The sequence below is a fragment of the Methylocystis heyeri genome, from assembly GCF_004802635.2.
Classification (GTDB): domain Bacteria; phylum Pseudomonadota; class Alphaproteobacteria; order Rhizobiales; family Beijerinckiaceae; genus Methylocystis; species Methylocystis heyeri.
In genome coordinates this window covers 2,942,620-2,968,770 of the sequence record NZ_CP046052.1, presented here as the reverse complement: position 1 = coordinate 2,968,770, position 26,151 = coordinate 2,942,620, and the positions used below count along the sequence as shown (strand labels likewise).

At 61.1% G+C, this 26,151-nt stretch carries 28 protein-coding genes and 1 tRNA gene; 9 read left to right on the top strand and 20 right to left on the bottom strand.

The genetic code is table 11. The features are described 5' to 3' along the window. Positions 1-5: 5 nt before the first annotated feature. The 10 genes from H2LOC_RS13540 to H2LOC_RS13495 all read right to left on the bottom strand — a co-directional run bounded on the left by H2LOC_RS13540 (position 6) and on the right by H2LOC_RS13495 (position 8,645). Entirely contained in the window at positions 6-437 is a 432-nt protein-coding gene (locus H2LOC_RS13540; RefSeq protein WP_136496857.1) for a universal stress protein, read from the bottom strand. Between the two features lie 215 nt (positions 438-652). Beyond that, complete coding sequence (locus H2LOC_RS13535; RefSeq protein WP_136496856.1) at positions 653-1,222, bottom strand: hypothetical protein; 570 nt, start codon at positions 1,220-1,222, stop codon at positions 653-655. 207 nt (positions 1,223-1,429) lie between these two features. Further along, positions 1,430-1,855, bottom strand: a complete 426-nt coding sequence (locus H2LOC_RS13530; RefSeq protein ID WP_136496855.1) for a cytochrome C oxidase subunit IV family protein — start codon at positions 1,853-1,855, stop codon at positions 1,430-1,432. A 15-nt stretch (positions 1,856-1,870) separates the two neighbouring features. Then, positions 1,871-2,596 carry a heme-copper oxidase subunit III family protein gene (locus H2LOC_RS13525; RefSeq protein ID WP_136496854.1) on the bottom strand — a complete coding sequence of 242 codons (726 nt, stop codon included), beginning with the start codon at positions 2,594-2,596 and terminating at the stop codon, positions 1,871-1,873. A 28-nt stretch (positions 2,597-2,624) separates the two neighbouring features. Further along, positions 2,625-3,329, bottom strand: coding sequence for a cytochrome c oxidase subunit 3 (locus H2LOC_RS13520; protein WP_136496853.1), 705 nt, complete (start codon positions 3,327-3,329; stop codon positions 2,625-2,627). Next, complete coding sequence (locus H2LOC_RS13515; RefSeq protein WP_136496852.1) at positions 3,326-5,092, bottom strand: cytochrome c oxidase subunit I; 1,767 nt, start codon at positions 5,090-5,092, stop codon at positions 3,326-3,328. The genes H2LOC_RS13520 and H2LOC_RS13515 overlap by 4 nt, the downstream gene beginning before the upstream one ends. Before the next feature lie 46 nt (positions 5,093-5,138). Further along, positions 5,139-5,966 carry a cytochrome c oxidase subunit II gene (locus tag H2LOC_RS13510; RefSeq protein WP_136496851.1) on the bottom strand — a complete coding sequence of 276 codons (828 nt, stop codon included), beginning with the start codon at positions 5,964-5,966 and terminating at the stop codon, positions 5,139-5,141. A gap of 452 nt (positions 5,967-6,418) precedes the next feature. Next, positions 6,419-6,949 (bottom strand): GlcG/HbpS family heme-binding protein, encoded by a 531-nt coding sequence (locus H2LOC_RS13505; RefSeq protein WP_136496850.1) that lies wholly within the window; start codon positions 6,947-6,949, stop codon positions 6,419-6,421. Positions 6,950-6,990: 41 nt separating this feature from the next. Continuing rightward, complete coding sequence (locus H2LOC_RS13500; protein ID WP_246206836.1) at positions 6,991-7,233, bottom strand: hypothetical protein; 243 nt, start codon at positions 7,231-7,233, stop codon at positions 6,991-6,993. Further along, entirely contained in the window at positions 7,230-8,645 is a 1,416-nt protein-coding gene (locus H2LOC_RS13495) for an aryl-sulfate sulfotransferase (RefSeq protein WP_202620464.1), read from the bottom strand. The genes H2LOC_RS13500 and H2LOC_RS13495 overlap by 4 nt, the downstream gene beginning before the upstream one ends. A gap of 197 nt (positions 8,646-8,842) precedes the next feature. Between H2LOC_RS13495 and H2LOC_RS13490 the strand changes: the two genes are divergently transcribed. Further along, a complete protein-coding gene (locus tag H2LOC_RS13490) occupies positions 8,843-10,255 on the top strand; it encodes a PQQ-dependent sugar dehydrogenase (RefSeq protein WP_246206835.1) in 1,413 nt (470 codons plus the stop codon). Between the two features lie 61 nt (positions 10,256-10,316). On the opposite strand, the gene H2LOC_RS13485 is transcribed toward H2LOC_RS13490, so the two are convergent. Further along, entirely contained in the window at positions 10,317-10,475 is a 159-nt protein-coding gene (locus H2LOC_RS13485; RefSeq protein WP_154331667.1) for a hypothetical protein, read from the bottom strand. A gap of 411 nt (positions 10,476-10,886) precedes the next feature. On the opposite strand from H2LOC_RS13485, the gene H2LOC_RS13480 reads away from it, so the two are divergent. From H2LOC_RS13480 to tnpC, 8 genes are all read left to right on the top strand, one after another. Next, positions 10,887-11,324, top strand: coding sequence for a nuclear transport factor 2 family protein (locus H2LOC_RS13480; protein ID WP_136496849.1), 438 nt, complete (start codon positions 10,887-10,889; stop codon positions 11,322-11,324). A 235-nt stretch (positions 11,325-11,559) separates the two neighbouring features. After that, complete coding sequence (locus tag H2LOC_RS13475) at positions 11,560-11,760, top strand: hypothetical protein (RefSeq protein WP_136496848.1); 201 nt, start codon at positions 11,560-11,562, stop codon at positions 11,758-11,760. Between the two features lie 326 nt (positions 11,761-12,086). Continuing rightward, a complete protein-coding gene (locus H2LOC_RS13470) occupies positions 12,087-12,725 on the top strand; it encodes a hypothetical protein (RefSeq protein WP_202620463.1) in 639 nt (212 codons plus the stop codon). A gap of 80 nt (positions 12,726-12,805) precedes the next feature. Next, a complete protein-coding gene (locus H2LOC_RS13465; protein ID WP_202620462.1) occupies positions 12,806-13,018 on the top strand; it encodes a helix-turn-helix domain-containing protein in 213 nt (70 codons plus the stop codon). Next, complete coding sequence (locus H2LOC_RS21600) at positions 13,015-14,364, top strand: DUF3631 domain-containing protein (RefSeq protein WP_202620461.1); 1,350 nt, start codon at positions 13,015-13,017, stop codon at positions 14,362-14,364. The genes H2LOC_RS13465 and H2LOC_RS21600 overlap by 4 nt, the downstream gene beginning before the upstream one ends. A gap of 1,272 nt (positions 14,365-15,636) precedes the next feature. Next, the gene (locus H2LOC_RS13455) at positions 15,637-16,026 is read left to right on the top strand and encodes a transposase (RefSeq protein ID WP_136495378.1); all 390 of its coding nucleotides are present in this window, start codon (positions 15,637-15,639) and stop codon (positions 16,024-16,026) included. Beyond that, a complete protein-coding gene (tnpB, locus tag H2LOC_RS13450) occupies positions 16,023-16,367 on the top strand; it encodes an IS66 family insertion sequence element accessory protein TnpB (protein ID WP_136495377.1) in 345 nt (114 codons plus the stop codon). The genes H2LOC_RS13455 and tnpB overlap by 4 nt, the downstream gene beginning before the upstream one ends. 78 nt (positions 16,368-16,445) lie before the next feature. Beyond that, complete coding sequence (gene tnpC, locus H2LOC_RS13445) at positions 16,446-18,032, top strand: IS66 family transposase (protein WP_246206786.1); 1,587 nt, start codon at positions 16,446-16,448, stop codon at positions 18,030-18,032. Between the two features lie 501 nt (positions 18,033-18,533). Here tnpC and H2LOC_RS13440 read toward each other — a convergent pair. The 9 genes from H2LOC_RS13440 to H2LOC_RS13400 all read right to left on the bottom strand — a co-directional run bounded on the left by H2LOC_RS13440 (position 18,534) and on the right by H2LOC_RS13400 (position 26,150). Then, positions 18,534-18,830 (bottom strand): hypothetical protein, encoded by a 297-nt coding sequence (locus tag H2LOC_RS13440; RefSeq protein WP_136496846.1) that lies wholly within the window; start codon positions 18,828-18,830, stop codon positions 18,534-18,536. 50 nt (positions 18,831-18,880) lie between these two features. Then, positions 18,881-19,339 (bottom strand): hypothetical protein, encoded by a 459-nt coding sequence (locus H2LOC_RS13435; protein ID WP_136496845.1) that lies wholly within the window; start codon positions 19,337-19,339, stop codon positions 18,881-18,883. A gap of 125 nt (positions 19,340-19,464) precedes the next feature. Continuing rightward, positions 19,465-20,667, bottom strand: coding sequence for a tyrosine-type recombinase/integrase (locus H2LOC_RS13430; protein ID WP_136496844.1), 1,203 nt, complete (start codon positions 20,665-20,667; stop codon positions 19,465-19,467). 180 nt (positions 20,668-20,847) lie between these two features. Beyond that, positions 20,848-20,937: transfer RNA gene (locus H2LOC_RS13425), tRNA-Ser, on the bottom strand. 112 nt (positions 20,938-21,049) lie between these two features. Then, positions 21,050-21,748, bottom strand: coding sequence for a fumarylacetoacetate hydrolase family protein (locus tag H2LOC_RS13420; RefSeq protein ID WP_136496843.1), 699 nt, complete (start codon positions 21,746-21,748; stop codon positions 21,050-21,052). A 43-nt stretch (positions 21,749-21,791) separates the two neighbouring features. Further along, positions 21,792-22,787, bottom strand: a complete 996-nt coding sequence (locus H2LOC_RS13415) for a heparan-alpha-glucosaminide N-acetyltransferase (RefSeq protein ID WP_246206834.1) — start codon at positions 22,785-22,787, stop codon at positions 21,792-21,794. Between the two features lie 7 nt (positions 22,788-22,794). After that, complete coding sequence (locus H2LOC_RS13410; protein WP_136496842.1) at positions 22,795-23,796, bottom strand: hypothetical protein; 1,002 nt, start codon at positions 23,794-23,796, stop codon at positions 22,795-22,797. Between the two features lie 75 nt (positions 23,797-23,871). Further along, complete coding sequence (locus H2LOC_RS13405; RefSeq protein ID WP_136496841.1) at positions 23,872-25,674, bottom strand: hypothetical protein; 1,803 nt, start codon at positions 25,672-25,674, stop codon at positions 23,872-23,874. Beyond that, complete coding sequence (locus H2LOC_RS13400) at positions 25,671-26,150, bottom strand: GtrA family protein (protein WP_246206833.1); 480 nt, start codon at positions 26,148-26,150, stop codon at positions 25,671-25,673. Before H2LOC_RS13400 ends, H2LOC_RS13405 begins: the two co-directional genes overlap by 4 nt. Position 26,151: the final 1 nt, after the last annotated feature.

Below are 26,151 nucleotides of genomic sequence, written 5' to 3'. Positions count from 1 at the left end.
GGCCGTCATCTGGCCGCGCGCACGACCCACACCGAGCACTTGGCGTGCTGCACGATGGCGTCGGCGGTGGAGCCGATGAGAAACCTGTCCATGCCCGGCTTGTGAGAACACAAAAGGATCAGGTCGGCGCCCCAGGTTTCGGCTTCCTCCAACAGCTTGTGATAAACCGGCCCAAATAGCACTTTGGTCGAAATGCGGTCCGGCCCACAACCGATCTCCTGCGCGATGGCGGCGATTTCCTCTTCGAGGCCCTGACGAATCCGACTGTCGAAATCTTGAGGAACATAGTCGAAAAACGAGATCGGAATGAGCGACTGCACATTGACGAGTCGGAAATCGCAATTGAAAGCGCTTGCCAACTCCTTGGCCTGATCGATCGCCAGCTTGGTCATTTCCGGCTGAGTGAGATCGACTGGAAGGAGGATTTTTCCGAGCACCACCGCCTCCAGTTCGTGAACCCCTAACTCACGAAGCGCCTGGTGCGCCTTCGGGAGATTTTTTCAGCAGCGCGTTTTACGCTTTTCCCAAACTGTTCGAGCAGCCGCCGGCGACGACGCCTCCACTCGAACCTCGTCGTCGAGAACGAGCCGACCTTCACTCCGCGACAGGCGCCAGCGCGTCGCTCGCATGGAATTGAGCCGCCTGATCCGAGTTATACCGCGACGGCGTGAACATGCACATGGTGCCCGCCGTTTTGCTGCATGAGGGACATCGCCTCGCGTTCGCGCTGTTCGGTCCATGTTCGCACCCAAAGCAGCAAGCCGCCTCGCTCGACTTGCGCGCGCGCCCATTTGGCTTGGCGTCTTCCGATGAGCAGCGCCAACCCCAGTCCTGCGAAACCGGCGATCGCGCCCGTCACCGCTCCGGCGACGATCGGGCTCGAGAAAACGCCGCTGCTCATTGACCAGGCGCCGGCGCCCATGAGGGCGCCAATGTAGAACAGCCCGCCGACGAGCGCAGCCTTGCCTTCGCTGAGCGACTCGGTCTCGATATAGGGCGAGCGCGGCGCCCGGTTGTCGTCCTCGAGGTCGACGGCGCCTTCGGAGCCTCTGCTCGCGCGAACGACCTTGTCTTCCTCGAGCAGGCTGATTTCCGACCGATCGAACCCGGAAACCAGGAGACCGTCGATTGCGGCCTGGAGGGAGTCGACACTGCCGAAAACCCCGACCACTTCACGTAACTCGCCTCTCGGTCCCATTGCGCCGCTGCTTTCTTCGCTCATCGAGGTGCTCCTTAGGAAGACTGGAAGACAGGCCCTATCCCTTCGAAGGCACTAACATGACCTAGCGTCATGCGGTTCAGTTTCAATCGACACGCTTACGCGAAATGCTGTCCGACACGGCTTGCGCGAAATCGCTTCGCGATCCGCAGAAGCGGCCATTGGCTGCGAGGCGCAGAAGCCTCGCCAATCGGAACCATCCCGCAATGCTCAAGATCCCGGTCCAAAGAAAATCTGACGCAAAAAATAGGTGTAGTGACCCTCCACGGCCATGGTCGTCATGAAGACGAGCACCGCCAGAGGCGGCAGCAAAATGGCCGTGACCAGCGCCAGCCGCTCCCAGGCCATATGCATGAACACAGCGACGATCGCGCCGGCTTTGAGCAGCATGAAAATGATGATCAGCGTCCAGCGCAGATAGCCTTGGAAATTGAAATAATCGACGGCATAGGAGCAGCCGCTCAGCACGAACAGTAGAATCCATACGGCAAAATAGAGCCTGAGCGGGTGCTGTTGGCCATGGGCTGCAGCGTTCGGGGGCGCGCCGGCCGCATGGTAGGCATGCGCAGAGACAGTCTCGCCGCCGGTCTGCTCCTCGGCGACGCTCTTTGTGCCGGTTTCGGTCGTCGATGTCATAGGCCTGCCTCGTCGTCACCAGAGATAGAAGAAGGCGAAGATAAACACCCATACGAGGTCGACGAAGTGCCAATAAAGGCCCATGACCTCGACGATTTCATAATCGCCCCTGCGGTGCGATAGCGGGCTGCGTCTGCCGGTCTCGTAATCGCCGCGCCAGACATTGCGCGCGATGACCAGCAACGCGATGACGCCGATCGACACATGGAAGCCGTGGAAGCCCGTAATCATGAAGAAGCAGGAGCCGAACTGCGGCGCTCCGAAAGGATTGCTCCAGGGACGCACGCCCTCATGGATGAGCGTCGTCCATTCAAAGGCCTGCATCCCGACAAAGGCGGCCCCGATGACCGCAGTGAGCGCCATCAGGATCGCGGCCGCCCTGCGCTGGCGCGCATAGGCGTAATTCACCGCCAGCGCCATCGTGCCGGAACTCGTAATGAGATCGAAGGTCATGATCGCGATGAGAATGAGCGGAATTTTTTTCCCCCCGATTTCGAGCGCGAAGATTTCGCTCGGATTCGGCCATTCCACCGTCGTCGAAACACGCACCGTCATGTAGGAGATGAGAAAGCAGCTGAAGATGAAGGTATCGCTGACGAGGAATATCCACATCATGGTTTTGCGCCAGGATGCAGTCTTGAACGAGCGCTGGTCGGAACTCCAGTCGGCCAGGGCGCCTGCGAAGCCCTCCGGCCGTGGGGGCGCTTGATGATCGGTCGTCGTTACGGGTTCCGCAGTCATGATCGCGTTCTCGGTTTTGAGGGGTCGATCAAGAAAGGATCCGCCGGCAGATGACGCCGAGCGCATCCGCTTTCCCGGCCAGCATTGCAAAGAGCAGCAGCCAGACGAACAGCAGAAAATGCCAGTAGACGGCGCAAAGCTCCACGCTGGCCGCAAGAGCGGCGTTCGATTGCTCGGTCCAGGCCCGGCGGATCGTGAGCGAGAGCGCGGCGAGTCCGCCGATGAGATGCAGCCCATGCGCGCCGGTAAGCAGATAGAAGAAAGCGCTCGCCGGATTGCTCGATGCAAAGACGCCGGCGTCGACAAGCTCACGCCACGCCTGAATCTGGCCGAGCAGAAACGCCAAAGACAGCACGCCGCTCGCGACCAGCAGGAACTCGAGCCTGCTGCGGTCGCTCCGCGTCGCTTCAAATGCAGCGAGTTGAATCGTGACGCTGCTGGCGATGAGCGCCATGGTATTCAGCCATAAAATGCCGGGCGTCGGCGGCGCCCGCCAGTCCGGCGAGCCCGCCCGCATGAAATAGGCCGCGGCCATCAGCGAAAACAGGCAGCCGGCAACCGCCAGAAAGACGCCGAGCCCGAGTTTCGCAGCGGGCGGCGGGGAGAGAGAGCCGCCGGGATAAGCGGCGATTTCGCCTTCCTCCAGCCATGGCGAGCGCATGACGCCCTGCCGCCACAGCCACCATACGGCTATCGAAACTATGAAAAAGATGTAGATGCCCATCAAGCTCATGATGAATGCTCTCCGTGCAATGGCGGAGCGTTCTGCGGAAGATAATCCTCGGGAGCGCCGGGAACACTGTAGGCGTACGGCCAGCGATAGACGATTGGCGGCTCATCGCCCCAGTTGCCGTGCCCGGGCGGGGTCTGTGGCGTTTGCCATTCCAGCGACGCGGCGCGCCAAGGATTGCCCCCCGAGGGCGCGCCATATTTGATGCTGCGGAACAGATTGAAGAAAAAGATCGCCTGCGCAGCGCCGACGACAAGCGCGACGAAGGTGATGAATATGTTCAGCGCAGATGCGGACTGAGGCACGAACGCGGTCTGCCCCAATTCGTAAAAGCGGCGCGGGATGCCGAGCACACCCAGATAATGCATCGGGAAGAAAACGGCATAGGCGCCGATGAACGTTATCCAGAAGTGGATTTTGCCCAGGCGCTCGTCCATCATGCGGCCCGTCATTTTGGGGAACCAGTGATATATGGCTCCGAAGATGACCAGCACCGGCGCGATGCCCATCACCATGTGGAAATGCGCGACCACGAACAGCGTCGCCGAAAGAGGAACGTCGACGATGACATTGCCGAGATAGAGACCGGTGATCCCGCCGTTCACGAAGGTGACGAGAAAGCCGAGCGCGAACAGCATCGGCGTCGTGAAATGGATATCGGCGTTCCAGAGCGTCAGCACCCAATTGTAGACTTTGAGGGCTGTCGGTATGGCGATCGCCAGCGTGGTGACGGCGAAGAAGAAGCCGAACCAGGGATCCATGCCGCTGACATACATATGGTGGCCCCAGACCACCATGCTCAGCACGCCGATGGCGATGATCGCCCAGACCATCATGCGATAGCCGAAGATGTTTTTACGGGCGTGAACGCTGATGAGGTCGGAGACGATGCCGAAGGCCGGCAGCGCGACGATGTAAACCTCCGGGTGCCCGAAGAACCAGAACAGATGTTGGAACAGGATCGGGCTGCCGCCGTTGTAGTTCCTGTGCTCGCCGAGCTCGACGATGTTGGGCATGAAGAAGCTGGTGCCGAGCGTGCGGTCGAGCAGCAGCATCACGCAGGCGACGAAGAGGCCCGGGAAGGCGAGCAGCGCCATGACTGCAGCAGTGAAAATTCCCCAGACGGTGAGCGGCATGCGCATCAAGGTCATGCCGCGCGTGCGCGCCTGCAGCACGGTCACGACATAGTTGAGCCCGCCCATCGTGAAGCCGATGATGAAGAGAATCAGGGAGGCGAGCATTATGACGACGCCATAGTCGTATCCGGGCGTTCCGGTGAGAATCGACTGCGGCGGATAAAGCGTCCAGCCGGCGCCAGTCGGCCCGCCGGGCACGAAAAAACTCGAAGCAAGCACGAGCGTCGCGAGCAGATAAACCCAATAGCTGAGCATGTTGACGAAGGGAAACACCATATCCCGCGCGCCGACCATGAGGGGAATGAGATAATTGCCGAACCCGCCGAGAAAGATGGCGGTCAGCATGTAGACCACCATGATCATGCCGTGCATGGTCACAGCCTGATAATAGACATTGGCGTCGATGAAGGACAGGGCGCCGGGAAACGCCAGCTGCAGGCGGATGATCCAGGACATCGCGAGCGCGACCAGACCGATCCCGATCGCGGTGCCGGCATATTGGATCGCAATGATCTTCGCGTCCTGGGAGAAGACGTATTGCGTGATCCAGCCATGCGGGTGGAACAGCTCCATTTCGGGCGTTTCGGCGGGCGGAACCGCATCCTCGGGTCTTGCAGTCGCGTCGGTCATGGACTGTGTCTCCCGCGTCTTCTTGCGCGCGCCCGTCGGCCGTCCGTCATGGATTGGACTCCCGCCGGCCGCGATCGGCGTCGGTCTTCCGCGATTGTTCGAAAGTCTGCTGGGCCTCTCGCCATCTGGCGTAGTCGGAGTCGGTGTCGACGATCATTTTCCCGCGCATTTGCGGATGCCCAAGTCCGCAAAAGGCGGCGCAAAGAATGTCAAATTCGCCGATCTTGGTCGGCGTGAACCACAGAGAACTCACGATGCCCGGCACCAGATCCATCTTCGCCCGGATCTGCGGCACGTAGAAATCGTGAAGAACGTCGATCGAGCGCAACAGCACCTTCACCGGTTTGCCGACAGGCAGGTGCAATTCGCCGTTCGTGACGATGAGGTCGTCCTTGCCGTTGCGGTCGGCCGGGTTGAGGCCCAGCGGGTTGCCGCTGTCGACGAAGCGAATGTCGGTCGCGCCCAATTTGTTGTCGTCGCCCGGCAAGCGGAAGCTCCAGTTCCACTGCATGCCGACCGCTTCGACCTCCATAGCGCCCGCGGGCGCCTCGATATATTGTCCCCACACTGTTAGGCCTGGGGCGAGCAGCACGACCACTGCAACCGTGGTGATGATTGAAAGCCAGGCCTCGAGCTTTCGCTTCTCCGGTTCGTAGGCCGCCCGCCGGCCGGGCTGGTGCCGAGAGCGGTAGAGGCAATAGGCCATGAATAATACGACCGCGACGAAGCCGGCTCCGGTGATCCAGAAGGTCAGCGCCATGGTGTCGTCTATGAAGCCCCAGTTCGAGGCGATCGGCGTCGCGCGCCACGGGCTCGCAAAATGGAAGGCCAGCGAGGCGATCAAGACCGCGACCATGGCGAGAGCGACGCGCATGCTGACCTTACTCCCACTTACAACGTGAAAAGAAGTTATCTCACGCGCCTTTCGCGGTTAGGTTCTTCCGTCTGCTTTGGCCTCGCTGCACGCTGAAATTTGGAACTAGAGCTGACGTTGCGGAAGGCAAGCGCGAGGGGAGCTGTCGCTTTTGGCCGGTCTTTGGTCGGGGAGCGCATACGACGCCGCCCTGTTCGGGAGCTTCCCAAACCGTCGGGAGCCGACATTCAGGATCTTCGCTCGCCGACTAGACGCTCAACGCGGGCGAGCAGTTGCTGCGGTTCTGTTCCCCCCGCCATAGCCGCGCGCAAAAAAAAGCGGCCCCGAAGGGCCGCCAGTCACGAGGGAGGAAGGAAACGATGAACCACAATAGAGCCAACTGAGCCTTGAACGCCATGCGCTCCGGTGACGCGCCCCATTTTGTCGCGGGGCGCGGAACCGAGTCCGCGGCGCTACTTCAGCCGCGCCTGTACTTTCTGGACCCCGGCGAGCGCATATTGCTCGTCCTTGTCGGACCCGCGCGCGCCGCCGACCCCGATCGCGCCGATGATTTCGTCATTGACCCTGATGAGAACAGCGCCGGCGCGGGCGAGATAATTGGGGTTGGCGGCGACTTTTTCGGCGAGATCCTTGTTGGATTTCACCTGTTCGGCGAGCTCGCCGGAGGTCTCCTTGAAGGCGAGCGCGGCCTGGGCCTTGAAGTTGCTGTTCTGAACGGCGCGCGGGCCGGTTCCGTCGGAAACCAGCACCGCTTTCAGCACGCCGGCCGAGTCGATCACCGTGACCGCGACCTTCTGATCGGCGGCCTTGCCCGCCTCCAGGGCGGTCTGGGCGGCTTCCAGCGCGAGGTCGAACGAAGGTCCGCGGGCCGGGGGAGGCGGGGGAGACTGGGCCGGCGCCGCATTCGGCTGCGGAGCCCCTTGGGCGAGCGCGAGCCCGGCGGAGGACAAAACAACAAGCGCAGCGACAGTAGATCTGATCATTTTGAGGTTTCTCTCCGTGAGGAATGGGCGATCGGCGGGTTTCAACCGGTCGCAAGCGAGGTCAGCGCGGAAAGCTCGCGCCCGGCGCTGCAGTGAAGTTCGAGCGCCGCGCTCCGGGCCGCGTCGGGGTCGTCGAACAACTGGTCTTCGAGCGCGCGAAACCTGTTCTTGAAGGCGCAGAAGCGAAAGCCGTCGTCTTCCTGCGTCACAACCCCGACGGCGTGCGGACCGATCTCGACAAGAAAGGCGCGAAAGCCTGGCGCACCTAGCGTTCCGGCGATCACGGCTGTTTCTCCCTGGCCGTGATGTGGAAGGCCGAATTTTCCGGGGGCGTTACGCCCGCCTCCGCATGCGGCGTTCCTTGCGGGGCCCAGTCGTAGGGAACCGGCTGCGCCCGGTAGACGCTGTAGTTCAGCGTCGTTCTGCCGGTTTCTGCGTCCTTGCCGCGGCGGGGATAGGGGTTGAGATATTCCCAGACGATCTCACCGTCCGGCGTCACCTGGAAAAACCGTCCGATCTGGCCTTCGTCGATGAAGGTGTTGCCGTTCGGCAGTCGCCGCGCATTGCTGATATGGGTGCTGCGAAAGGTCCAGCCCGCGGCGCCGGAACTCGCCGCGGAATATTGCCAGACGATCTGCTTTGTGGCCGGATTGATTTCCAGCACGCGCGAGCCGCTGGTCAATGTGGTCGGCGCCGGGGGAAAGCCGGCCGCGCCCTGATTGTCGAACACCAGCAGGTTTCCGGCGCCGGGGAGGCCTTTGGGAATGATATGCGCGTCGTGCTGGCCGGAAATCTGATCCACTGGCCGCGGGACCTTGCGGCCGGCGCCGTATTCTTCGATCCGCGGGAAATGGGGCCCCAGCGTCCATACGATCTTGCGAGTCTTGCGATCGACGATCGCGATGAAATTGGCGCTGCGCGAGTCGAATATCAGATTGTCGGGCGCGAAGCGGTTGTCGCCTTCGTCGAACCAGTGGTTGGGCCCGAGCGGTTTCAGATTATTGACGTGAAGGAAATCTGCGTCCGGGGACGCCTTGACGAGCTTCAACTCCTCAGGGGAGAAGCCGATCTCGTCGATATGGTCGGAGGCCGCCCAGGTCCAGACCACGTCGCCGTCCGGATTCACCTCATAGGCGACGTCGTCCAGCACCTGCGGCTGAGCAAAGCCTGGAAGCGGATAGGCGATGTTGGAGAGCACGAGCGTATTGCCATTGGGAAGACGCGAGATGTCGTGATGCTGCCGGGCGCGGCCGCCCGGCGCGCTCTGGCCGAACTCCCAAACCGGCTTGCCGTCCCAGTCGATCTCGCCGACCCGCTTGACGATGCGGGTCTGGCTCCTGCCGGGAAGAAGATCCGTGCCTTTGCCTTCCTCGGTTTCGAGCGTCGCAAAGATATGCCCGCGCGCGCCGTCGACGAGGGCGGGATCGATGAAGGCGACGGGCTGCCCGCCGTAGGTCCACTCGTGGACGACCTTGCCCGTGAGGTCGATCAAGTGGGAGACATTGTCACCGCCGGCGAACAGGACGTAGGAATTATAGGCCCGCGAAGGATCGTAGATCGTCGTTCCGGTGGGATAGACGCTGGGCTCGGCGAGGGCCTCGCAGGCGCAAAGCGCGAGCATCGAGGCGCCGGCGGCGACAGCTTTTTTGCGGCGTCTCGTCGAAATCGTTGAAATGTCCGTCTTTCTGGCGTCCATCGTCATTGTCCCCGGGGTACTGGGAGCTGATGCGCGATATAAGCATATCAAATCGGTCTAGTAAACATGATTATAACGGGCATCGGCATTTTGCCAGCTGCGGCTTTATTCGCGCAATATTAGGGGATATAGAGGCGCTCGTGCAGTGTGCGTGCATTGAGATTGGAAGCTATTTACATATTCAATTTATAGCTATAATGGTCTGTGACGACATAGAGGCCGATCCCGGCCACGGCCTCACGGGAGAAGATAAGGCCATGCCGACTGCAAGATTTCCAATCGCCTTGGCCTTTTCCGCCGCTGCGCTGGCCTTGGCGGCGCCGCAAGCGTTTTCAGCGCAGTCGGGCGGCGTCCTTACGGGCGCCGCAGCCTTCGGCGATTGGCGTTCCGACGCGCCGGGCGTGGTTCGGAAAATTTCGCCCGGCGACCTTCCGCCTCCCTTCGCCGGAGAGCTCGCCGCATTCCGCTCGCAAGTCGCGCCGCGCCCGGAAGGCGCTTGGCCCAGGACGCCGGAGGGTTTCTCGGCGGAGATCTTCGCCTCCGGGCTGAAGGGGCCGCGAACGATCAGAGTGGCCCCGAACGGCGACGTCTTCGTCGTCGAGAGCAACGGCGGCCAGATCAGCGTTTTCCCGGGCGGCCAGCCGGGGCCGGGCCGGGTTTTCGTCTCCGGGCTCGAACGCCCCTCGGGCCTCGCCTTCTATCCGCCCGGTCCCGAACCGCGCTGGATCTACGTCTCGACGCCGTCGCAGCTGCTGCGCTACGCCTACAGGCCCGGCCAGACGCAGGCTTTGGGCGAAGGCGAAAAAATCGCCGATCTTCCCGGCGACGGCGGGCACTGGACCCGCGACCTCGTCTTTTCTCCCGACGCCGGAACGCTCTATGTCGCGGTGGGCTCCAAGACCAATGTCGCGGAAGGCCATCCGCAGCCGACCGCCGAAGAAACCTCCGTCCTTGAAAAAAACAGTGGGCGCGGCGCCAGCGCCGGCTCGGAGCTTCTGCGCGCCGATGTCTTGGCTTTCGACCCCGAAGGCGGCCACAAACGCGTTTTTGCGACCGGGCTGCGCAATTGTTCGGGCCTCACGATACGTCCCGGGACCAGCGACGTCTGGTGCGTCGTCAATGAGCGCGATATGCTCGGCGACGACTTGCCGCCCGATTACGCCACAAAGGTGAAGCCCGCCGCCTTTTACGGCTGGCCCTGGTATTACATCGGCGCTCACGAAGATCCTCGCCACGCAGGACGGCGACCGGATCTTTCCGCGGAAATCGCGACGCCGGACATATTGTTCCAGCCCCATTCCGCGCCGCTGGGACTAGCCTTCTATGAAGGCGCGCAATTCCCGGAAAGCTATAAGGGCGACGCCTTCGTCGCCTTGCATGGTTCATGGAACCGCTCCAAGCGCACGGGCTACAAAGTGGTGAGGCTGCGTTTCAGGGACGGGGCGCCGACCGGCGAATATGAGGATTTTCTCACCGGTTTCGTCGTCGCTGCGGACGACAGCCGGGTTTGGGGTCGCCCTGTCGACCCCGCGGTGGCGGCCGACGGTTCGCTGCTCGTGACCGACGACGCCGGCGGCGCGATCTGGCGTATCGCCTATAAGGGGAAGTAAGCGAAGGTCGCTGGAAGGAGATCGGGGAGCCGGCCCGGGCTCCGATACATCGGCGCCGGGACTACCGGAGGCTTTTTTGTTTTACCTGTGGGCGGCTCCCCCATCTCGCGATGAAGGGGCCGTTTTCGGCGTCGCCGATAAAGCCCGTCACCACCAGGCGGGCGAGGCACAGCATCGCAAAGGATGCGAAGAACAGTTCGACCAGGGCGGAAGCGCTCATGGCGTTGTTTCCTTTGGCGTTACGACTGCGCGGCGAAACGCGTCGACAAAGGCATTCTGAAGCCGCCCGCCGTCAGGAATCCATACCGATTGCAAGCCGCGAGATAAGGAACTCATAAAGGCCGCCGCAGCTGTCGCGCGCGAGGCGTATCGGCGCCCGAAGATCCGATGGCGCTCCCCGCGGTCGTGCAGGCAGTTCGCGACCTGATCAGTTCCCGCCGACCGGCCTGAACTTCCAGCTTATTCCGAGCGTCGCCCGGCTCTCCAGCCAATGATGGCTCTGGTAATAGAGCGGGAAGACCCTCGTCGCGCGGGCGGGCGACCGATCTGGAATGGCCTGCCAGATCGGCTTGCGTTTGAAGCATGGCTCTCGTTTTATCGACACTCACGCGGAACGCTGGGAGAGAGCCGGATGCCCAACCGGAAATACGCAGCCTACGAGCCCGCCGCTCCATATTTCGATCTCATCCGGGGCGCGCTCGGCGACCTCGTCGACGGCGAGCATTTTTTCGACGTCATTACCGACGCCACCATCTATGAGGTGCTCTACGAGGTTCCCGGCTGGCCCCGCATCATCACGGGGCGTACGACGCTGATGGCCGCCTTCAGGGGCTATGTCGACATGATAGCGCTTCGATCCGCCGACGCGCTGATCGTCCACAGGACGGATGACGGCCGAGTCGTCGTCATCGAATATGAAGTTCACGGAACCGTCCTCGCGACGGGCGTGCATTATGACAATCGATTCTGCTCGGTGGTCAGGATCGAGAACCGCAAGATCGCACATTGGCGGGACTACATGGACTCGCTTGCTGCCTGGAACGCCCTCACGGCGCGGGCCGGCAAATAAAATGACAGAGGCCCGCGGACCGAAGCACTGGACCGTCTTGCGTCACAGCCGCTCATACGATCGAATAAGGAAACGCTCTGTATCCGTCGGCGTCTCGTCCCAGCGATTTGACGGCGCATATCCGCAGAGCCGGTTCAGTGCAAAGTGCCGTTCCATTGTGATCGACGACACCTCGGACAACTTGTCCCGCTCGTCCTTCGTCCATCCATCCATGAAGCCGGGCGGAGGCGCGGTCATGGCCGACAAAACCACAAATCTGGAAATTATGGCGCGCGTCGCGACCGAACCGGCGTCAGGCTTGTTGGCAAAGGTCGCCATTGCTTCAGGCTCCGTTGGCCGTATCGTTATCGCCGACCGGGCATGGCTGGTTCCCTGGCGGGAAATATGCTCCGGCCTCATCGACTGCCATCGCCAACAGTCAGTCTCAGGCGGCTGAAGCTTTTGGCGCGGGCTAAGAAGTTTGTATTGTCTTGAAGCGTAAATTCATTGCCTGGATCGGGGTCGTCCGTGGGTCAGGCGAGTTCATAGGTTAAATAAAATCATCTACTTGGAACGCATAACTGGCGGGGAGGCGAGAACCGAACTACTTATATATCTTATTGTATCTATTATTTATTTTTATAAATGAAAAACTCGTCCCCACATTATTCCCCACGCTTTCCGAAAGTGTCCTCCAAGTTGGCATCGAGCGCTGCGCGTAGCTCGCGGGTATTTGCATCGAAAGAAATCGACACCGGCCCGCGCCCATGCAAATTGGGCCGGATGGATACGGCTGAAAAAATCAAATTGCTCCTTGGCGAACTTAGGTTGAACGCTCTGAGAGCGTTCGACAGGCAGATATGGAAAATCTACTCCGATAATTATGTCATCCCCGTTAGCATGGTCCATGAAGCAGTGAGGGCAGCGGAGGACAACATCAGCCGATTGCTTCCAGAAGCCATATCCGGTGCTTTGGCCCTTTCGGAAGGGCCGGATGCGTTCCGTCTGGTTCACGATGCCATGGCGGGTCATCTCTTGGACTTGGAAAGAAAGATTGAACAGGGGTGTGGAAGTCCGCTGCGACCTGAGACGCTCAAAGTGGCAGGTGAACGATTTGCGGCGGTCAGACAACGTTCATCCCAGAACCTTGAGAACCACCGTTCCTATTTCACTGGCTCGAAGAATACGGGTGGCCGCCCCCGAAAATGGGATTGGGAGGGAGCGCTGATCCATCTTATTGCCGAAGCCAACAAGCCGGACGGACTCTTTACGGATCAGGGAATAAAGCAAGCGCAGATTGAGAAAATCATGCGCGACTGGTTCATTCTGAAGAAACGGGATGCTCCTGCCGATAGCGAAATACGGAACCGTGCAAGCGAGATCATGAAAGTCATTTCCAAGCCCCAAAAGGCCGGAAACTAGTTTTCAACCCTTTCCAGCCGACGCCTCCCTTCAAAGCTCGTAGTTGTTCGTCCGCTCTCGCAGAAAGCCGGCGCAATCGTGTGCTGACTGATGAGTTGGAACTGAAGATTATGAATGAACAATATCTTTGCTCCGTTGCCGATGCGGCAAGGATGCTCGGCGTCGGACGAACGAAACTCTATGACATGCTCGCCAAGGGCGAGTTGCTTTCTATGCGGATCGGCACGCGGCGGCTGGTCAAGGTGGACAGCATCAAGGCGCTGATCGAACGTGCGACTGGCGGTGTCGCGTGAACGGTAGCGACCTGACGAGAGAGGCCGAAGCTGCGCCAACAGCTACCGGCCCCGATGATGCCAAAGCTCCTAGTCCGACATTTTCACCTAGCACGGAAGAGGAGGCAGCGCCACGCGTGGAGCCGTCCGGTGCGGCCGGTATCGACGGCGCGGACGTGCTAAACCGTGTCAGTGATTTTGCACGTCGCTTTATATACTATCCGTCCGAAACGGCGTGCATTGCGCATGTGCTGTGGGCTGCTCACACGCACCTCATGGATGCGTGGTTTTCCACGCCGCGCCTTGCTGTTTTGTCCCCGGAGCCAGGAAGCGGAAAATCTCGGGTGCTGGAAATCACGGCGCTGCTCGTGCCAAACCCGGCCCTTTCGGTGAACTCCTCGGCGGCTTACATTTTACGCAAGGTAGCCGATCAGAATAACCGGCCCACTATCCTCTATGATGAGATAGATGCGGTCTTCGGTCCCAACGCGAGGGGCAATGAAGACTTACGCGGCATGATCAATGCCGGGTATCGCCGGGGTGCAACAGTGGGGCGATGCTTCACGGAAAAAGGTAAAGTCCTTACTCAAGATTTCTCTACCTATGCAGCTGTTGCCATGTGTGGCCTTGGTGATCTGCCGGATACGATCATGAGCCGGTCGGTCATTATGCGGATGCGTAGGAGGGGACAGGGTGAGAAAGTGGAAGCTTTCCGGCCTCACCTGCATGAACAGCCTGCCAGCGTCCTGCATGGCGAACTGGCGTCATGGGCGGCAAGCGTGTCCGGCTTGGCTGAGACTGCCCAGCCGGCCTTACCCGATGGCATTGCTGATCGGGGCGCAGATGTATGGGGGCCACTGCTGACGGTCGCAGAGCTTGCAGGCGGCCGGTGGCCGGACTTGGCCAGACAAGCCGCAATAGAGGCGGTGCTGTCGGCAAAGGTAAACGAGCGGCCTTCCCTCCCCGTCCAGTTGCTGGCCGATATTCGAACCTGCTTCGGCGACAAGGATCGATTGCCAACCGCCGATCTGTTGGCGAAGCTTCTGGCGGATGAGGAAGCTCCGTGGGGTGATATTCGGGGCAGGAAGATAGACGCCCGCAAGCTGGCCGAACTGCTGCGCCCCTATGGCATTCAGTCGTCAACAATCCGCATGGCAGATGGTTCTACGCCGAAGGGATACAAGCGCGATTCATTCCAAGACACATGGAAACGCTACCTGCCCGCCCCCGAACCCGACGCAACATGCGCAACAGACGCCACAAGTCAGGAAAGCCACAATAAAACAGGAGCTTCCAGTGTTGCGGATAAAACCGCACCACCGCCATGTGGCGGCACTGATGAAGGCGTTGCAAAACCAGAAAGCTGAAAACACAACGATTCTGGCCATTGTTGCGGCGTGGCGCTTGTTGCGGCAATTTCGGAAGGGGGCAGGGAAAGTTCAGCCCTGCCGTCTTCTGTTAGTCTAGCGCTGTCACTGAGTCTGATTGGCAGAAGCCAAATCGACTCGCGGTCACTTGTGAAGCGTCCTCTGCCATGCCCGGAACGCGGCGTTCAGCAGGGGCCTGCCGGCGTATGATCGACCAGAGTCGTGACGGAAAGGGCGGATTGTAGCAACAGGCGATCAGCGGAGCTGGTCGGGGTTGCGCAGCGGATCGCCTGTTGCGGTGAGGTCAGCGTATGCTCCTTAAACGTTTGTTGAGCGATCGGGAGATGTGGATGCCGAAAGATTGGGAAGCGATGCTCATAACAGTATTACTCATATTCGGGATGTGTGTGTTACTCGCCTATTTCCCTGTGCCAATAGAATTCCAAGGCGCACGAGGAAGATGAAAATGAAGATGTCCGGAAACTACTTCCATCCATTTGCCGTACATAGTAATTAGGTTATGTAAAGCCTGCGCTATTTCGGGTTGACTTAGTATGAATGGAAAGAAATTCCAACTTTCAATGTTTAGGTATGTCAACTTTAAGTTGGATGTTAATTATCGTTAAGCGTCTAAAAAGTCATCTAGCGTATGTCTTTTTCTAGTTAGATCAGAAGACATTTTTTCTCTTTAAGCGGGACTGATATGTCAGTCGGGTTATCGGGTTGATTTAGGAGGAAGAATTTTAGAAATATGGTTTAGGATGCCAGCGGATTCGCCGATAATATCTTCATTACCCGTACTGTATTTCGTTCGACGATGGGAATAACTCAACGTTCCTTTCATGATAGTCAGCCTGCATTGACCGGGACCATCGAGCGGCACTCCGTACGTAATATGTGGGAGCAGCGCTGTTGCGCTGTGACTCCCATGTCACTTACTCATTCAGTTGTGAATGAATTGATTGTTGGTTACTTAGATGCGTGGAGTTTCGTGATAGTCGAAGTTTCATCCACTTCGACCTCAAGTCCATGCAGCTTGGCGAACTTATCGTACGCTTTCTCGAAGAGCTGCTTATGTTCAGCGCTCTTCTTGCAGTACTTGATCACCTCTTGCTGCATCTCAGCCTCGGCTTGAGCACCTTCGATGACCAACTGAGTCTTGAAGAGTGCAGCATCATTCTTGTGCCGTAAGCGCCAAGGCAGCCCCGTGATGGCGGCGCATAGGTGGCCCAGCTATCAATAGCAGCACAATTTGTACTGCTGTGAGCATCTATGTCTGCGCCTATGCCTGGTGATAGAAGTTTCCAACTGATCGAAGCCGTGGTTGATCGTCTTGATGGCGCTCCGGTTTCTCGCCGTCGCCGGTGGTCTGACGAGTTCAAGGCACGAGCTGTTGCGGCGACACTGGATCCCGACGTGAATATTTCCGCGGCCGCGCGGGAGATGGGCATTTCGCCGTCTCAGCTTTTTGGCTGGCGCCGGCAAGCGATGCGCGAAGGTGCGGTGACGGCCTCGCCTACCGCTTGCGCGAATCCGCCGGATGTCGAGGGCAGGTCTGCGCCAACGGTGGAAATCTCCGTCGGCGCCACAGTGATCCGCGTCAGCGCCGACATTGGCGAAGCCGATCTGCGTCGCGTGATCCGCGCGGTGCGCTCGGCATGATCGCGTCGGGCGTGAAAATCTATCTGGCCAGCCAACCGGTCGATTTTCGCAAAGGCCCGGACGGTTTGCTGTCGCTGGTGCGCGATGTCGGCGCCGACCCGTTCAACGGCGCGCTTTATGTGTTCCGGGCCAAGAGAGCCGATAGAATCAAGATCGTTTGGTTTGATGGGACCGGCGTGTGCCTGTTCTCGAAGCGATTGGAGGAATCGCAATTTTGCTGGCCGCGGATCGGGCCAAACCAGGTTCAACTCAATCATGCCCAGTTGATGGCGCTGGTTGACGGATTGGATTGGAAACGGGTGCGTCCGGTCGACCTCAAACGCCCGGTCAGCGCCGGCTGAACGGTCGGAAAATCGGCATGATTACGTTGAAAACACGAGCGTTTCCACTGGATCTGTGCTTTAATCATCCTAATGAAAATGCTCGATTTTCCGCTTCCTGACGATGTTGACGCGCTGAAAGCGCTGGTCCGCGTCATGGCCGAAAAGGCGGCGCGCACAGAGGCGCTCGAAAGCGAAATCCGCGACCTCAAAGTCCTCAATGCGGCAGCTGACGAACGCATCGCCCGGCTGACTTCGATCCTCAAGGCGCTGGAGCGAAACCGCTTCGGCAAGCGCTCGGAAAAGCTGGGGGCTGCCGCGGCCGAACAGCAGGCCTTCGTGTTTGAGGAGATCCAGACCGGCATCGCCGAAATCAAGGCGGGGCTGGACAAAGCGGGCGGCTCGGCCAAACAAAAGCGGGCGCCGCGTCCGCGTAAGGCGTTCGCCTCTCATCTTGAACGGGTCGAGGTGGTGATCGAGCCCGAGGTACCCGCCGAACATCTGGGCAAGGAGAAGATCAAGATCGGCGAGGACGTTTGTGAACGCTTGGACGTCGAGCCGCCGCGCTTCCGGGTGATCGTCACCCGCCGCCCGAAATACGCCTTCAAAGACGTCGACGTCGATGGCGTCATCCAGGCGCCTGCTCCCGCGCGCATTATCGAGGGCGGCATTCCCACCGAGGCCCTGTTGGCGATGATCGCCGTCTCCAAATACGCCGACGGCCTGCCGCTTTATAGGCAGGAAGGCATTTACGCCCGCGACGGGGTCGAGCTTGATCGTTCGCTGATGGCGCAATGGATGGGGCGGCTTGGCTTCGAACTGGAGCCGCTTTCGGACCATGTGCTGTGGCGGATCAAGCAGAGCCCGCGCGTCTTTGCCGACGAGACGACGTTGCCGACGCTGGAGCCCGGCGCCGGCAAGGCGAAGAAAGCCTATTTATGGGCCTACGCGAGAGACGATCGGCCCTTTGGCGGCGGCGATCCGCCGATGGTCGCCTACCGCTTCGAGGACAGCCGTTCCGGCGATTGCGCCTTGCGGCATCTGAAGGGGTATTACGGCATTCTGCAAGTCGATGGCTACGCCGCCTATCAGCGGCTGGCCGGGGCAGATCGCGGCGAGAAGGCTTTGCTCCTGGCCTGCTGCTGGGCGCATCTGCGCCGAAGATTTTACGAACTGCATGTCGCCGGCAGCTCCAGCTTGGCCACCGCTACGGTCGAGCGGATGAAGGATCTCTGGTCGGTGGAAGACCAGGTTCGCGATCTGATGCCGGACGATAGGTTGGCGGCGCGCCGCCAATCCTCGGCTCCGATCGTCGCCGAATTGTTTGCGCGCTGGGAACGGGAGCTGGCGCTCATCTCGGGCAAATCCAAGCTCGCCGAACACATCCGCTACGCTTTGGGGCGCCGAGCCAGCTTGGAACTGTTCCTCGCCGACGGCCACGTCGAGATCGACTCCAATGTAGTCGAGCGGGCGATCCGGCCCCAGACCATTACAAGAAAGAATGCGCTCTTCGCCGGTTCCGACGGTGGTGGCCGGACGTGGGCAACTTTGGCGACCCTGCTGACCACCGCGAAAATGAACGGCGCCGATCCATTCGCCTGGCTCAAGCAAACCCTCGAGCGCATCGCCAACGGCTGGCCAAACCGCGACATCGAGGCTCTCATGCCCTGGAATTACGTCGCCTAAACGGCCTCGGCTTTGCGCTTACCTTGTGCCGACCCTCCTGTTCTGTGGCAGCTTTCTCCACGAAAGCATTGAGCATTCCAATTCCTCTGGATGCTGCGTTGAGAGCGCCATTCAGTGTCTCTGCGGTCGTGACCACAGTGCCGAGCACAGAGCCGAGAGCGTGACGAGTGGTAGCCATGGTAGTTCTCCAGTTACTGGGCAAGATTACCCACACCATGCGAAGCATGGGGATGTGTACTGAAGTCTAGCCAAGTGTACCGGGGGGGGTGGTTGGTGTAGAGAGAGTGTAAAGAGTGTACACTGCCACAAGACATAACTAAAAAATGCGCCTAAAAGCTTTCGATCTACAAATATAATATTGAATATTTTCTCTATATCGCTGGTACATTTGAAGTGGCTTATTGGATTATTCCTGAAATTATTAATGAAGCTTCGCATCACTTAGTTTAGAATAGGAGAGACACAAGGGGAAGTGTGGTGCTTCCCCTCACTGGTTCAGCGTTATGCGTCTCGGTGCTTCAGCTTTCTCCAACCACTGCGGAATACGGGGAGAAGGATTGCTGCAAGGCAGGTCTGAACAACGAGTGATGGAGCAGGGCTAATGCCCTCACCGTTCGGGATGATAAAGAGGGCAGCTACTGCGCAGAAAGCAAGAGCAGAGCCGACCCATACCTTGGCAAAAGGGTTCATCAAAAAGCGCTTTAGCAGAACCCATTCAATGAGGCGGCTGAGGAGGTAGAGAACAAGCATGACTCCAAGAATGCCTCCTGCATGGTAGGCGATATTGTCTATAAGCAATTGGGGTCTTCTTTCCTGGTTCAAAGGCTGCCGATAGGCATGGCTTCTTTTCAGAATGGGATATCGCCACTCCGAACGATAAAGTGTTGGCGCTCCTCACTAGGCAGGCCCTGCCACATCTCTACCACCTTTTTGCCAACTGAGTCCTGCTGCTCGATGAAGGAAGCGCCTTCGGCTTCCATTGCTCCAGCGTAGCGCAACAAGATTTCGAACTGGCTCGCCGACATAACCGCGTGGGAAAATGCGAACGGAACGCCGTGTCTTTCGGCGGATTTCTGAACTACCTCAATGAAAATGAGAACCTCGCCTCGATCCTTTATCCAGGAAGGGAAACGTCCACCGCCAGATTTAATAGCCTTTTCAGCGTGGCGCTCGTTGGCGTAATGCATCCTCGCTCTGGCTCGAATGTAAGCGTGGACGAAAAAATACACCGCATACGCCAATAGCGAGAGCCCTGACGTTGGGATCGCGAAAAGCAGCGCCACCAAAAACAGAAGAGTTAAGCCCATAATTTTTCTGCCTCTATTTCTACAAAAACCACATTGACGCTAGCGCAAGCCCTGGAAGGGTGCCCTGCAGAATTGCTGGCTGGATACCCTGTACAATGCGCTCCGTTCCGGCTGACTGACAGTTATTAAACCGCCCGCGCGTGCCTGATCGGCACAATCTTCGTCAGTGAGGTATCATTGGTGCAATATGCGCCCCATGCCTGCATCAACTTCCGGCGCTTATCGAGCAAGCCGCCCCGCTGATAGGCGCGCTCAACCTCGTTGGGGTTCTGGTGCGCCAAAGCTGCTTCCGCCACCTCTCCGGAGAAAGTCGTAGCCTCGGCTACCCATGTGCGGAACGAGGAGCGAAAGCCATGCACCGTTACCGGCTCCTCCATCCGGCGGAGAACGGCCAGCAAGGTCATGTCAGACATGGCGCGGCCGTTCGAGCCGGGAAATACAAGATCGGTTGTAGTCAGCCGGACAGCCGCCACGCTTCGCAGTACGGCCAAGGCTTCCGGCGATAGTGGCACGATGTGCTCACGCTTCATCTTCATGTGCTCGGCCGGGACGGTCCAGAGGCCGCTTTCAAGGTCGAACTCATTCCATGTCGCCAACCGTACTTCCTGCGAGCGGGCGGCGGTCAAAATGACGAATTCCAATGCCAGCCTTCCCCACACCCCGCCGCTTGCTCTGAGCCGCGTTAGGAAGGCCGAAACTTCAACGTAGGGCATGGCGGGATGGTGTTTGCCGCCCGACTGCTTGGGCAGGCTCTTGCCGGCAACAAGGGAGCGGGTCGGGGCTTCAGTCGTCCGCCAGCCGCGAGCATGGGCATAGTCCAACACGGTGCATATCCGCTGACGCACGCGCCGCCCGGTTTCAGGCTTGGCCGTCCATACCTCGGAGATTGCCGCGATAATGTCACCGGCAGATATGCTACCGACGTGCTTGGAGCCAAGCGTGCGGAAGGCGTACGTTTCGAGTGTGCTGATCCATTGTTCGCCATGCTTGGCGTTGGCCCATTGGTCCTTATGCACCTCAAGATAGGCCAATGCCGCTTCCCGAAAGGTGACAGCTTCCGCCTTAGCCTTGCGCTTCTCGGCAACAAGGTCGCGCCCGTCTTCGCGGGTTGCCTTGCGGGCTTCTGCTGCTTTTGCCCGCGCGGCTGCCAGTGTAACCAGCTTGGCGCTGCCCAATCCCAAATCCCGGCGCTTGCCTTCATGTTGGACGCGCAAGAGCCAGCTTGCGCCCCCGCTCTTGCTCACCTTCAGGAAAAGGCCGTCGCCGTCGCCATAGGTTCCGGGTTTCGCGAACGCTGCCTTAACTTCGTTTGCCGTCAGCTTTCCCATGCCCGCCCCGCATCTTGGGGCAGCCCTTCCCCACACTTGGGAACTTCCCCACGCCATTCCCCACATAATAACGCGGTTGCAGGCGTCCGGCAACGAACAGCAGCGGACTGCTACGATTAACTCATCCGTGGAAATTCAGGGCGTTAGGCGATTAAGGGCGAAGGCTGGTGAACGGGAGACTGGCGGAGGAGGCGGGATTCGAACCCGCGATACGGTTTCCCGTATACACACTTTCCAGGCGTGCGCCTTCAACCACTCGGCCACCCCTCCGCGAATTCCCTGCCCGGCGCGCCGGGCGGAATCGAGGGGCAATATATTCAGAAGCCGGCAAGTTGCAAATGATTCTACGCGCCTGTCAGAATATGCCCCGGATTTTTTGGTTTTACGACGCTATGGCCAGCGACGCGGCGCCTACCCCGGCGATCTCTCCCTCGATGCGGTCGCCCGGCCGCAGCGGGCCGACGCCGGCGGGCGTTCCGGTGAAAATCAGGTCTCCCGGCGCGAGGCGCACATATTTCGAAATCTCGGCGATCACCTCGGCGACGCCGAGGATCATGTCGGAGAGATCTCCCGCCTGGCGGGGCTCTCCATTGACCGAAAGCGCGATTCGCCCGCTTTGCGGATGGCCGATGCGGGCGGCGGGGCGCAAGGCCCCGATCGGCGCGGACTGGTCGAAGCCCTTGGAGAAATCCCACGGCTTGCCTTCGTCCCGCGCCTTTTTCTGCAGGTCGCGCTTGGTCAGGTCGATGCCGGCCGCATAGCCCCAAACATGTCCGAGCGCCTCTTCTACGGGAATGTCGGCGCCGCCGGAGCCGAGCGCCGCCACCAGCTCGATCTCGTGGTGCAAATTGCCCGTCATCGAAGGGTAGGGGATGGTCGCGCCGCTCTCGACCACCGCATCGGCGGGCTTGGTGAAGAAAAACGGCGGCTCCGCGCCGGGGTCCTTGCCCATCTCGCGGGCATGGTCGGCGTAATTCAGCCCCACGCAGAAAATCCGCCGCACCGGGAAGCGAAGGCTTCCGCCTTCCACGGCGACGCTCGGGACAGGGGGCGGGGCGAAGACGAATTCGGAGCGGTTCATGTCGATCCTATGCGGTTTGGGGGAGCATGCTTTCTTGAAGCGCTCAGCGCGCCAGCCTGTCGGAGAGGCAGGCCTGCGCCAGACGATTGACGATCAGCGCGCGTTCGCCCTCGTCGGCCGCCAAGGCGAGAGACGCGTCTCGCGACGCCTTCTCCTCCGTGCAGGAGCAAATGTCCCGGCAAGCCGTCTTTTCGCCTCCGCCCTTTTCGCACTGGGCGGAGCAGGCTTCAAGGAAGCCGCCGGAAACCCGCGCGGCGGGCGCAGCGCCCAGCAGCGCGAGGAGGCCGAACAGCGCGAACAGCGCCGGCTGATGCAGGAGATAGACCGCAAGGCTGCGGCGCCCGAGCCAGCAGGCGGCGCCTAGCGTGTTTTCGAGCGAAGCGGGCGCCGCTTCGCGCGACGAGAACACCGACGAGTCGGGATCGCCGGAGAAACGGGCGCTCCAGAACTTCGCCGCGGCGACGCCGGCGAAAAGCGCTGCGGCCCAGGGCGCGAGCGGCTGATAGTCGTTGGTGAGAGGCTCCACGCCGGCGAAGCCGATCCAGGCCAGCCAGCGGGTGTTGAAGATCGGGCTGCTGTAGAGGAGGGGCGCGAGGCCGAATGCGAGCGCGGCGGCGGCGGCGGCCGGCCAGGGCGCCGTCAGCAGGGGCGCGGCGAGCAGGCTCGCGGCCGCAATGCAATGAAGTATCCCGAAAAAGACGAAAGCCTGCGGATAGGCCAGCCAGGTGCCGAGCGAAACCAGCGCGGCCGCGCCGGATATGATGAAGAGCCGGCGCCGAAAGGGACGCCATCCCGCCTTTTGCCGGTGCGCCAGCACCAGGGAAACGCCCGCGATGAACAGAAAGCTCGTCGCTATGGCGTGGCCGATCAGCTTGAAGCCGGGCGAAAAGGGGATGTCGGGATCGATATAATTGAAATTGCCGAGGTCCCAGACGAGGTGAAAGGCCACCATGGCGACCACCGCCGCTCCCCGCGCGGCGTCGAGCGCCGCGACGCGAACGGCGGCGCTCGTCTTTTGTTCACCCGGCGACGTCGCCACGCGCCGCCTACCGGGCGTCCGTGCGGGCGGCGACGGCGGGAGGCCCCTGGAACTTGCCGAAGACCATGTCGGGCGCCGAGAGATTATGGCGGGACGGCAGATGGCGGCCGACCCATAATTCGGTGGCGTTGGCGCCGGGGAAGCCGATCACCTCGGCCTCCTGCCAATTGGCGCCGCGCTTGGTGCGCCAGGCGACGCGCGCGGCGTCGCTCATCGTCTGCATCGCGTACATCGAACGCAGCGAAGCGAAAGGCAGATCGTCGGGCATCGCGCCGCTGTAGCTGACGTCGAGCGCGATCCGCTCCTGGTCGATCTTGTCCAGCCGGATGCGAGCCGAGCCGCCGCCCCGCTTGAACTTGAGGACGAAGGTGCGGGTCTCTGGCTCGAACGCGATTTCCTGGAAATCGACGATCGGGCGCTGCTGGACCTCGACGGGGCCCACGAGAAAGGAGGAGCCGTATGCGGTCCAGCGCATGTCTTCGAAAGGCAGCGGCCGGGCGCGCCAATAGCCGTCCGGCGGGTAGAACACCAGGATCTCCTCCGCCCGCTCGCGGTAGCTCATCCAGAGCTGGACGAGATGGAAGCCGGTCTCCACGCGATCGCCGACCCGCACCGGAACCGCATTGGGACGCCAGAAGCTCGGGAAAGTATAGCCCGTGAGCCAGAATTCGGGCGTTTCCCAAAAGGTGAGGCGGCGCGCCTGGGCCGCGAATTTGGGGTCATGGGAAAGATCGCAGCTCGACCAGTCGGGGGCGTAGCGGTCGGTGCCGATCATGCTGATGTAGGACGGGTGGACGGCCTGGATCTGCATCCGGCGCAGCCGCTCGGAGAAGAAATCGAGCTCGATATTGTCCTTCTCGGCGCAGAGCTCGGGGACCGAATTGTTCTCGATCCGGATTTGCAGTTCCTCCTCGGCCTCGGTCGCCGTCGGCGACGCGAAAGCCTTCGGGCCGGCGAGCGCGGCGCTCGCCGCGCCGAGCATGAAGTGACGGCGGCCAATCTGCGTCATCTGGATTTATGTCCTTTGGGTTCGACTTTTCCGGCGGGCCGCGCGAGGAGGCCGGCTCCGGGCGCGCTATACATCTTACGGCCGTAGGGCGAAAACAAGGAGGCGTTCGCTCGTTTGCGGCAGGGGAGCGAGCCAGGAGGGGATTTCCCCGCGCGCAAGCGCGGCGCCGAGGCCGTCCGGCGCCTTTTTGGCGAAGCCGCCCGGCTCATAGTGGCACCAGAGCAGGAGGCGGGCGCCCGCCGCGCGCAGGATGCGCTCCGCCTGGTCCGGCGGCGCAAGGAAGGCGTCGATGACGATGCGGTTGCCGTGATTGTCGCGGTGATAGGGGCCGGCGAAGGCGCTGTGCGGCGTGTAGGCCAGCAGATAGGGGCCGAGATCGAAGGGCGCGGCGACGGGCGCCGGATCGAGCGCGGCGAGCGGCTCCAGCGTTTTGGGCTGGAGACAAGCGGCTTTGCTCTTTTGCTGCTCCGCCATTTCCGCGGTCCCCTCGCCGACGGGGAGAGCCGCAGCGACGCCCATGGGCGAGACCGCGAAGCAGATGATGGCTGCGGTCAGTCCGCGGGTGACGGCGCTGAAACCCCGCGTGAGGAAGCCGGCGACGGCGCCCGCCGTTCCCGCAAGGGCGATCATCGCGATGGGCATGGTGGAGGTGAACACGCGAACCTGCCACAGACCGGCCGCGAAACCGGCGGCTATGACGCCGGCGAGGACGAGCCGGCGTCGCCGCGCCGCCGCCTGTTTCGCCGAGAACGCCTCCCACAAAGTCGCCGCCAGACCAATTGCGACCGGGAGCGCGATCATAATCACGACATTCGATTCGCCGTCCCGGAATTTCAGCAGCGGCGTGGCTTCGGTCACATGGGACAGCCAAAATTCGCGGACCAGGGGGTCGATGCCGGCGAGCGGATCGCCGAGGCATTTCGGCGCAACGGCAGCCATCGTCGCGACGACCGCTGCGCCGGCCGCCGCCGCCGCCGCGGCGCGCGCCGCCGGCGTTCGGGCGTAGGGCGCAAGGGCGGCCAGCGCGGCGAGGCCGAGGAGGCCCGTGAACGCGGCGGCGAGATAGACCCATGAATAAGCGTCGCAGGCCGAGACGAGGTAACGCGCGGGCGCGACGGTCGCACCGTAGAGTAGCGGAAAGCAAAGGAGCCCGCTTGCGGCGAACCACGCCAGCGGTGCGCGCATTCTTTCGCCGTCGACGACGAAGAGCGCTGGAAGCGCCGCCAGCATGACTGCGAAGAAGGGCGCGTTCTCGAGGCTGATTGCGATGGAAACGCTCATTGCGAGGCTCGCCCCCGCCATGGCGCGCGCTTTCTCAGCTTCGATTCCTTTCAGGAAGAGGCCCAGCGCGGTCAGCAGCAGGACGATCTGGGGCGCATGATGGTCGATCCGGCCGGGAATGAATTGGGTCAGTGCGGCGCCGGACAGAAAGGCGAGCAGCACCGCGAGATGCTGCGAGGCCGAAGGCGCGAGAATATAGGAGAGCCACGCCGCGAGCCGCAGCAGGGCGGCGAGCAGGGCCAGCGGAAAAAGCAGCCGGACGATCCGCTCGGCGTATTGCGGCGCGAGGAAGAGGCGAAAGAAAGATTCCAGCGCCGCGAGCGGAGCGTCGACGACGCGGGACCAATGGCTGACGACCCCGTTGGGAGGATCCAGTCGCCAGGCCGTCATGTCGAACCAGGACTGGCCCGCGAGCAGGTCGCGGACCTGCACCGCGCGCATAGCGTCGTCGGAATCGAAAAAGGCGCCGCTGCGCCAGATTTCCAGCGCACGGGACCAGGTCAACGCCACAGCGCACAAAAGCGCCAGCGCGACGCTCGCCCAAATCGGGAAACCCCTGGCGGGGGAGTGAGCCGGTTCCGCCCCGGGCGCCGTCACGGCCGGGGCTCGCGGCCCGCCGCGCGCGGCTTGGCCTTCTGCGAGAAAAGCAGAGTGCGGCGCGCGGTGAAATTGAACAGAAACACAATGCCTGCCGTGGGAATCTTGGCGAGGGCGACGGCAAGCCCGACATGCTCGACGAAGACCAGCATCAGCACGTGGTTGATTAGCAGACCGGCGAGGCCGGTGAGGAGAAAACCCATCGCCTCCTGCGACGGACGAAGCACGCGGCTGTCGTTGAAGACATATCTGACGCTCAGAACGTAGATCAACGCCAGTCCTGCGCTGAAACCGGCCGCGGCGGCGACGAGATAATGCACGCCGAGGAGCTTGTTGAGAATCAGCAGCGTCGCCGCGTCGAGAGCGAGCGCAAAGGCGCTCGCCGCGCCATATTTCATCAGATCGAGACAGAGTCTGCCGATCCGGCCGTATCGCGAACGAACGAGCAGAAGGCGCGCGTCAAGCGAATGCGTCACT

Bases quoted from the DNA above. Each gene is read 5' to 3' on its own strand.
- H2LOC_RS13535 (WP_136496856.1), bottom strand. From the start codon at position 1,222: ATGAGCGAAGAAAGCAGCGGCGCAATGGGACCGAGAGGCGAGTTACGT.
- H2LOC_RS13530 (WP_136496855.1), bottom strand. From the start codon at position 1,855: ATGACATCGACGACCGAAACCGGCACAAAGAGCGTCGCCGAGGAGCAG.
- H2LOC_RS13525 (WP_136496854.1), bottom strand. From the start codon at position 2,596: ATGACTGCGGAACCCGTAACGACGACCGATCATCAAGCGCCCCCACGG.
- H2LOC_RS13520 (WP_136496853.1), bottom strand. From the start codon at position 3,329: ATGAGCTTGATGGGCATCTACATCTTTTTCATAGTTTCGATAGCCGTA.
- H2LOC_RS13515 (WP_136496852.1), bottom strand. From the start codon at position 5,092: ATGACCGACGCGACTGCAAGACCCGAGGATGCGGTTCCGCCCGCCGAA.
- H2LOC_RS13510 (WP_136496851.1), bottom strand. From the start codon at position 5,966: ATGCGCGTCGCTCTCGCCATGGTCGCGGTCTTGATCGCCTCGCTGGCC.
- H2LOC_RS13505 (WP_136496850.1), bottom strand. From the start codon at position 6,949: ATGATCAGATCTACTGTCGCTGCGCTTGTTGTTTTGTCCTCCGCCGGG.
- H2LOC_RS13495 (WP_202620464.1), bottom strand. From the start codon at position 8,645: ATGGACGCCAGAAAGACGGACATTTCAACGATTTCGACGAGACGCCGC.
- H2LOC_RS13490 (WP_246206835.1), top strand. From the start codon at position 8,843: ATGGTCTGTGACGACATAGAGGCCGATCCCGGCCACGGCCTCACGGGA.
- H2LOC_RS13485 (WP_154331667.1), bottom strand. From the start codon at position 10,475: ATGAGCGCTTCCGCCCTGGTCGAACTGTTCTTCGCATCCTTTGCGATG.
- H2LOC_RS13480 (WP_136496849.1), top strand. From the start codon at position 10,887: ATGCCCAACCGGAAATACGCAGCCTACGAGCCCGCCGCTCCATATTTC.
- H2LOC_RS13475 (WP_136496848.1), top strand. From the start codon at position 11,560: ATGGCCGACAAAACCACAAATCTGGAAATTATGGCGCGCGTCGCGACC.
- H2LOC_RS13470 (WP_202620463.1), top strand. From the start codon at position 12,087: ATGGATACGGCTGAAAAAATCAAATTGCTCCTTGGCGAACTTAGGTTG.
- H2LOC_RS13455 (WP_136495378.1), top strand. From the start codon at position 15,637: ATGTCTGCGCCTATGCCTGGTGATAGAAGTTTCCAACTGATCGAAGCC.
- tnpB (WP_136495377.1), top strand. From the start codon at position 16,023: ATGATCGCGTCGGGCGTGAAAATCTATCTGGCCAGCCAACCGGTCGAT.
- tnpC (WP_246206786.1), top strand. From the start codon at position 16,446: ATGCTCGATTTTCCGCTTCCTGACGATGTTGACGCGCTGAAAGCGCTG.
- H2LOC_RS13435 (WP_136496845.1), bottom strand. From the start codon at position 19,339: ATGGGCTTAACTCTTCTGTTTTTGGTGGCGCTGCTTTTCGCGATCCCA.
- H2LOC_RS13430 (WP_136496844.1), bottom strand. From the start codon at position 20,667: ATGGGAAAGCTGACGGCAAACGAAGTTAAGGCAGCGTTCGCGAAACCC.
- H2LOC_RS13420 (WP_136496843.1), bottom strand. From the start codon at position 21,748: ATGAACCGCTCCGAATTCGTCTTCGCCCCGCCCCCTGTCCCGAGCGTC.
- H2LOC_RS13410 (WP_136496842.1), bottom strand. From the start codon at position 23,796: ATGACGCAGATTGGCCGCCGTCACTTCATGCTCGGCGCGGCGAGCGCC.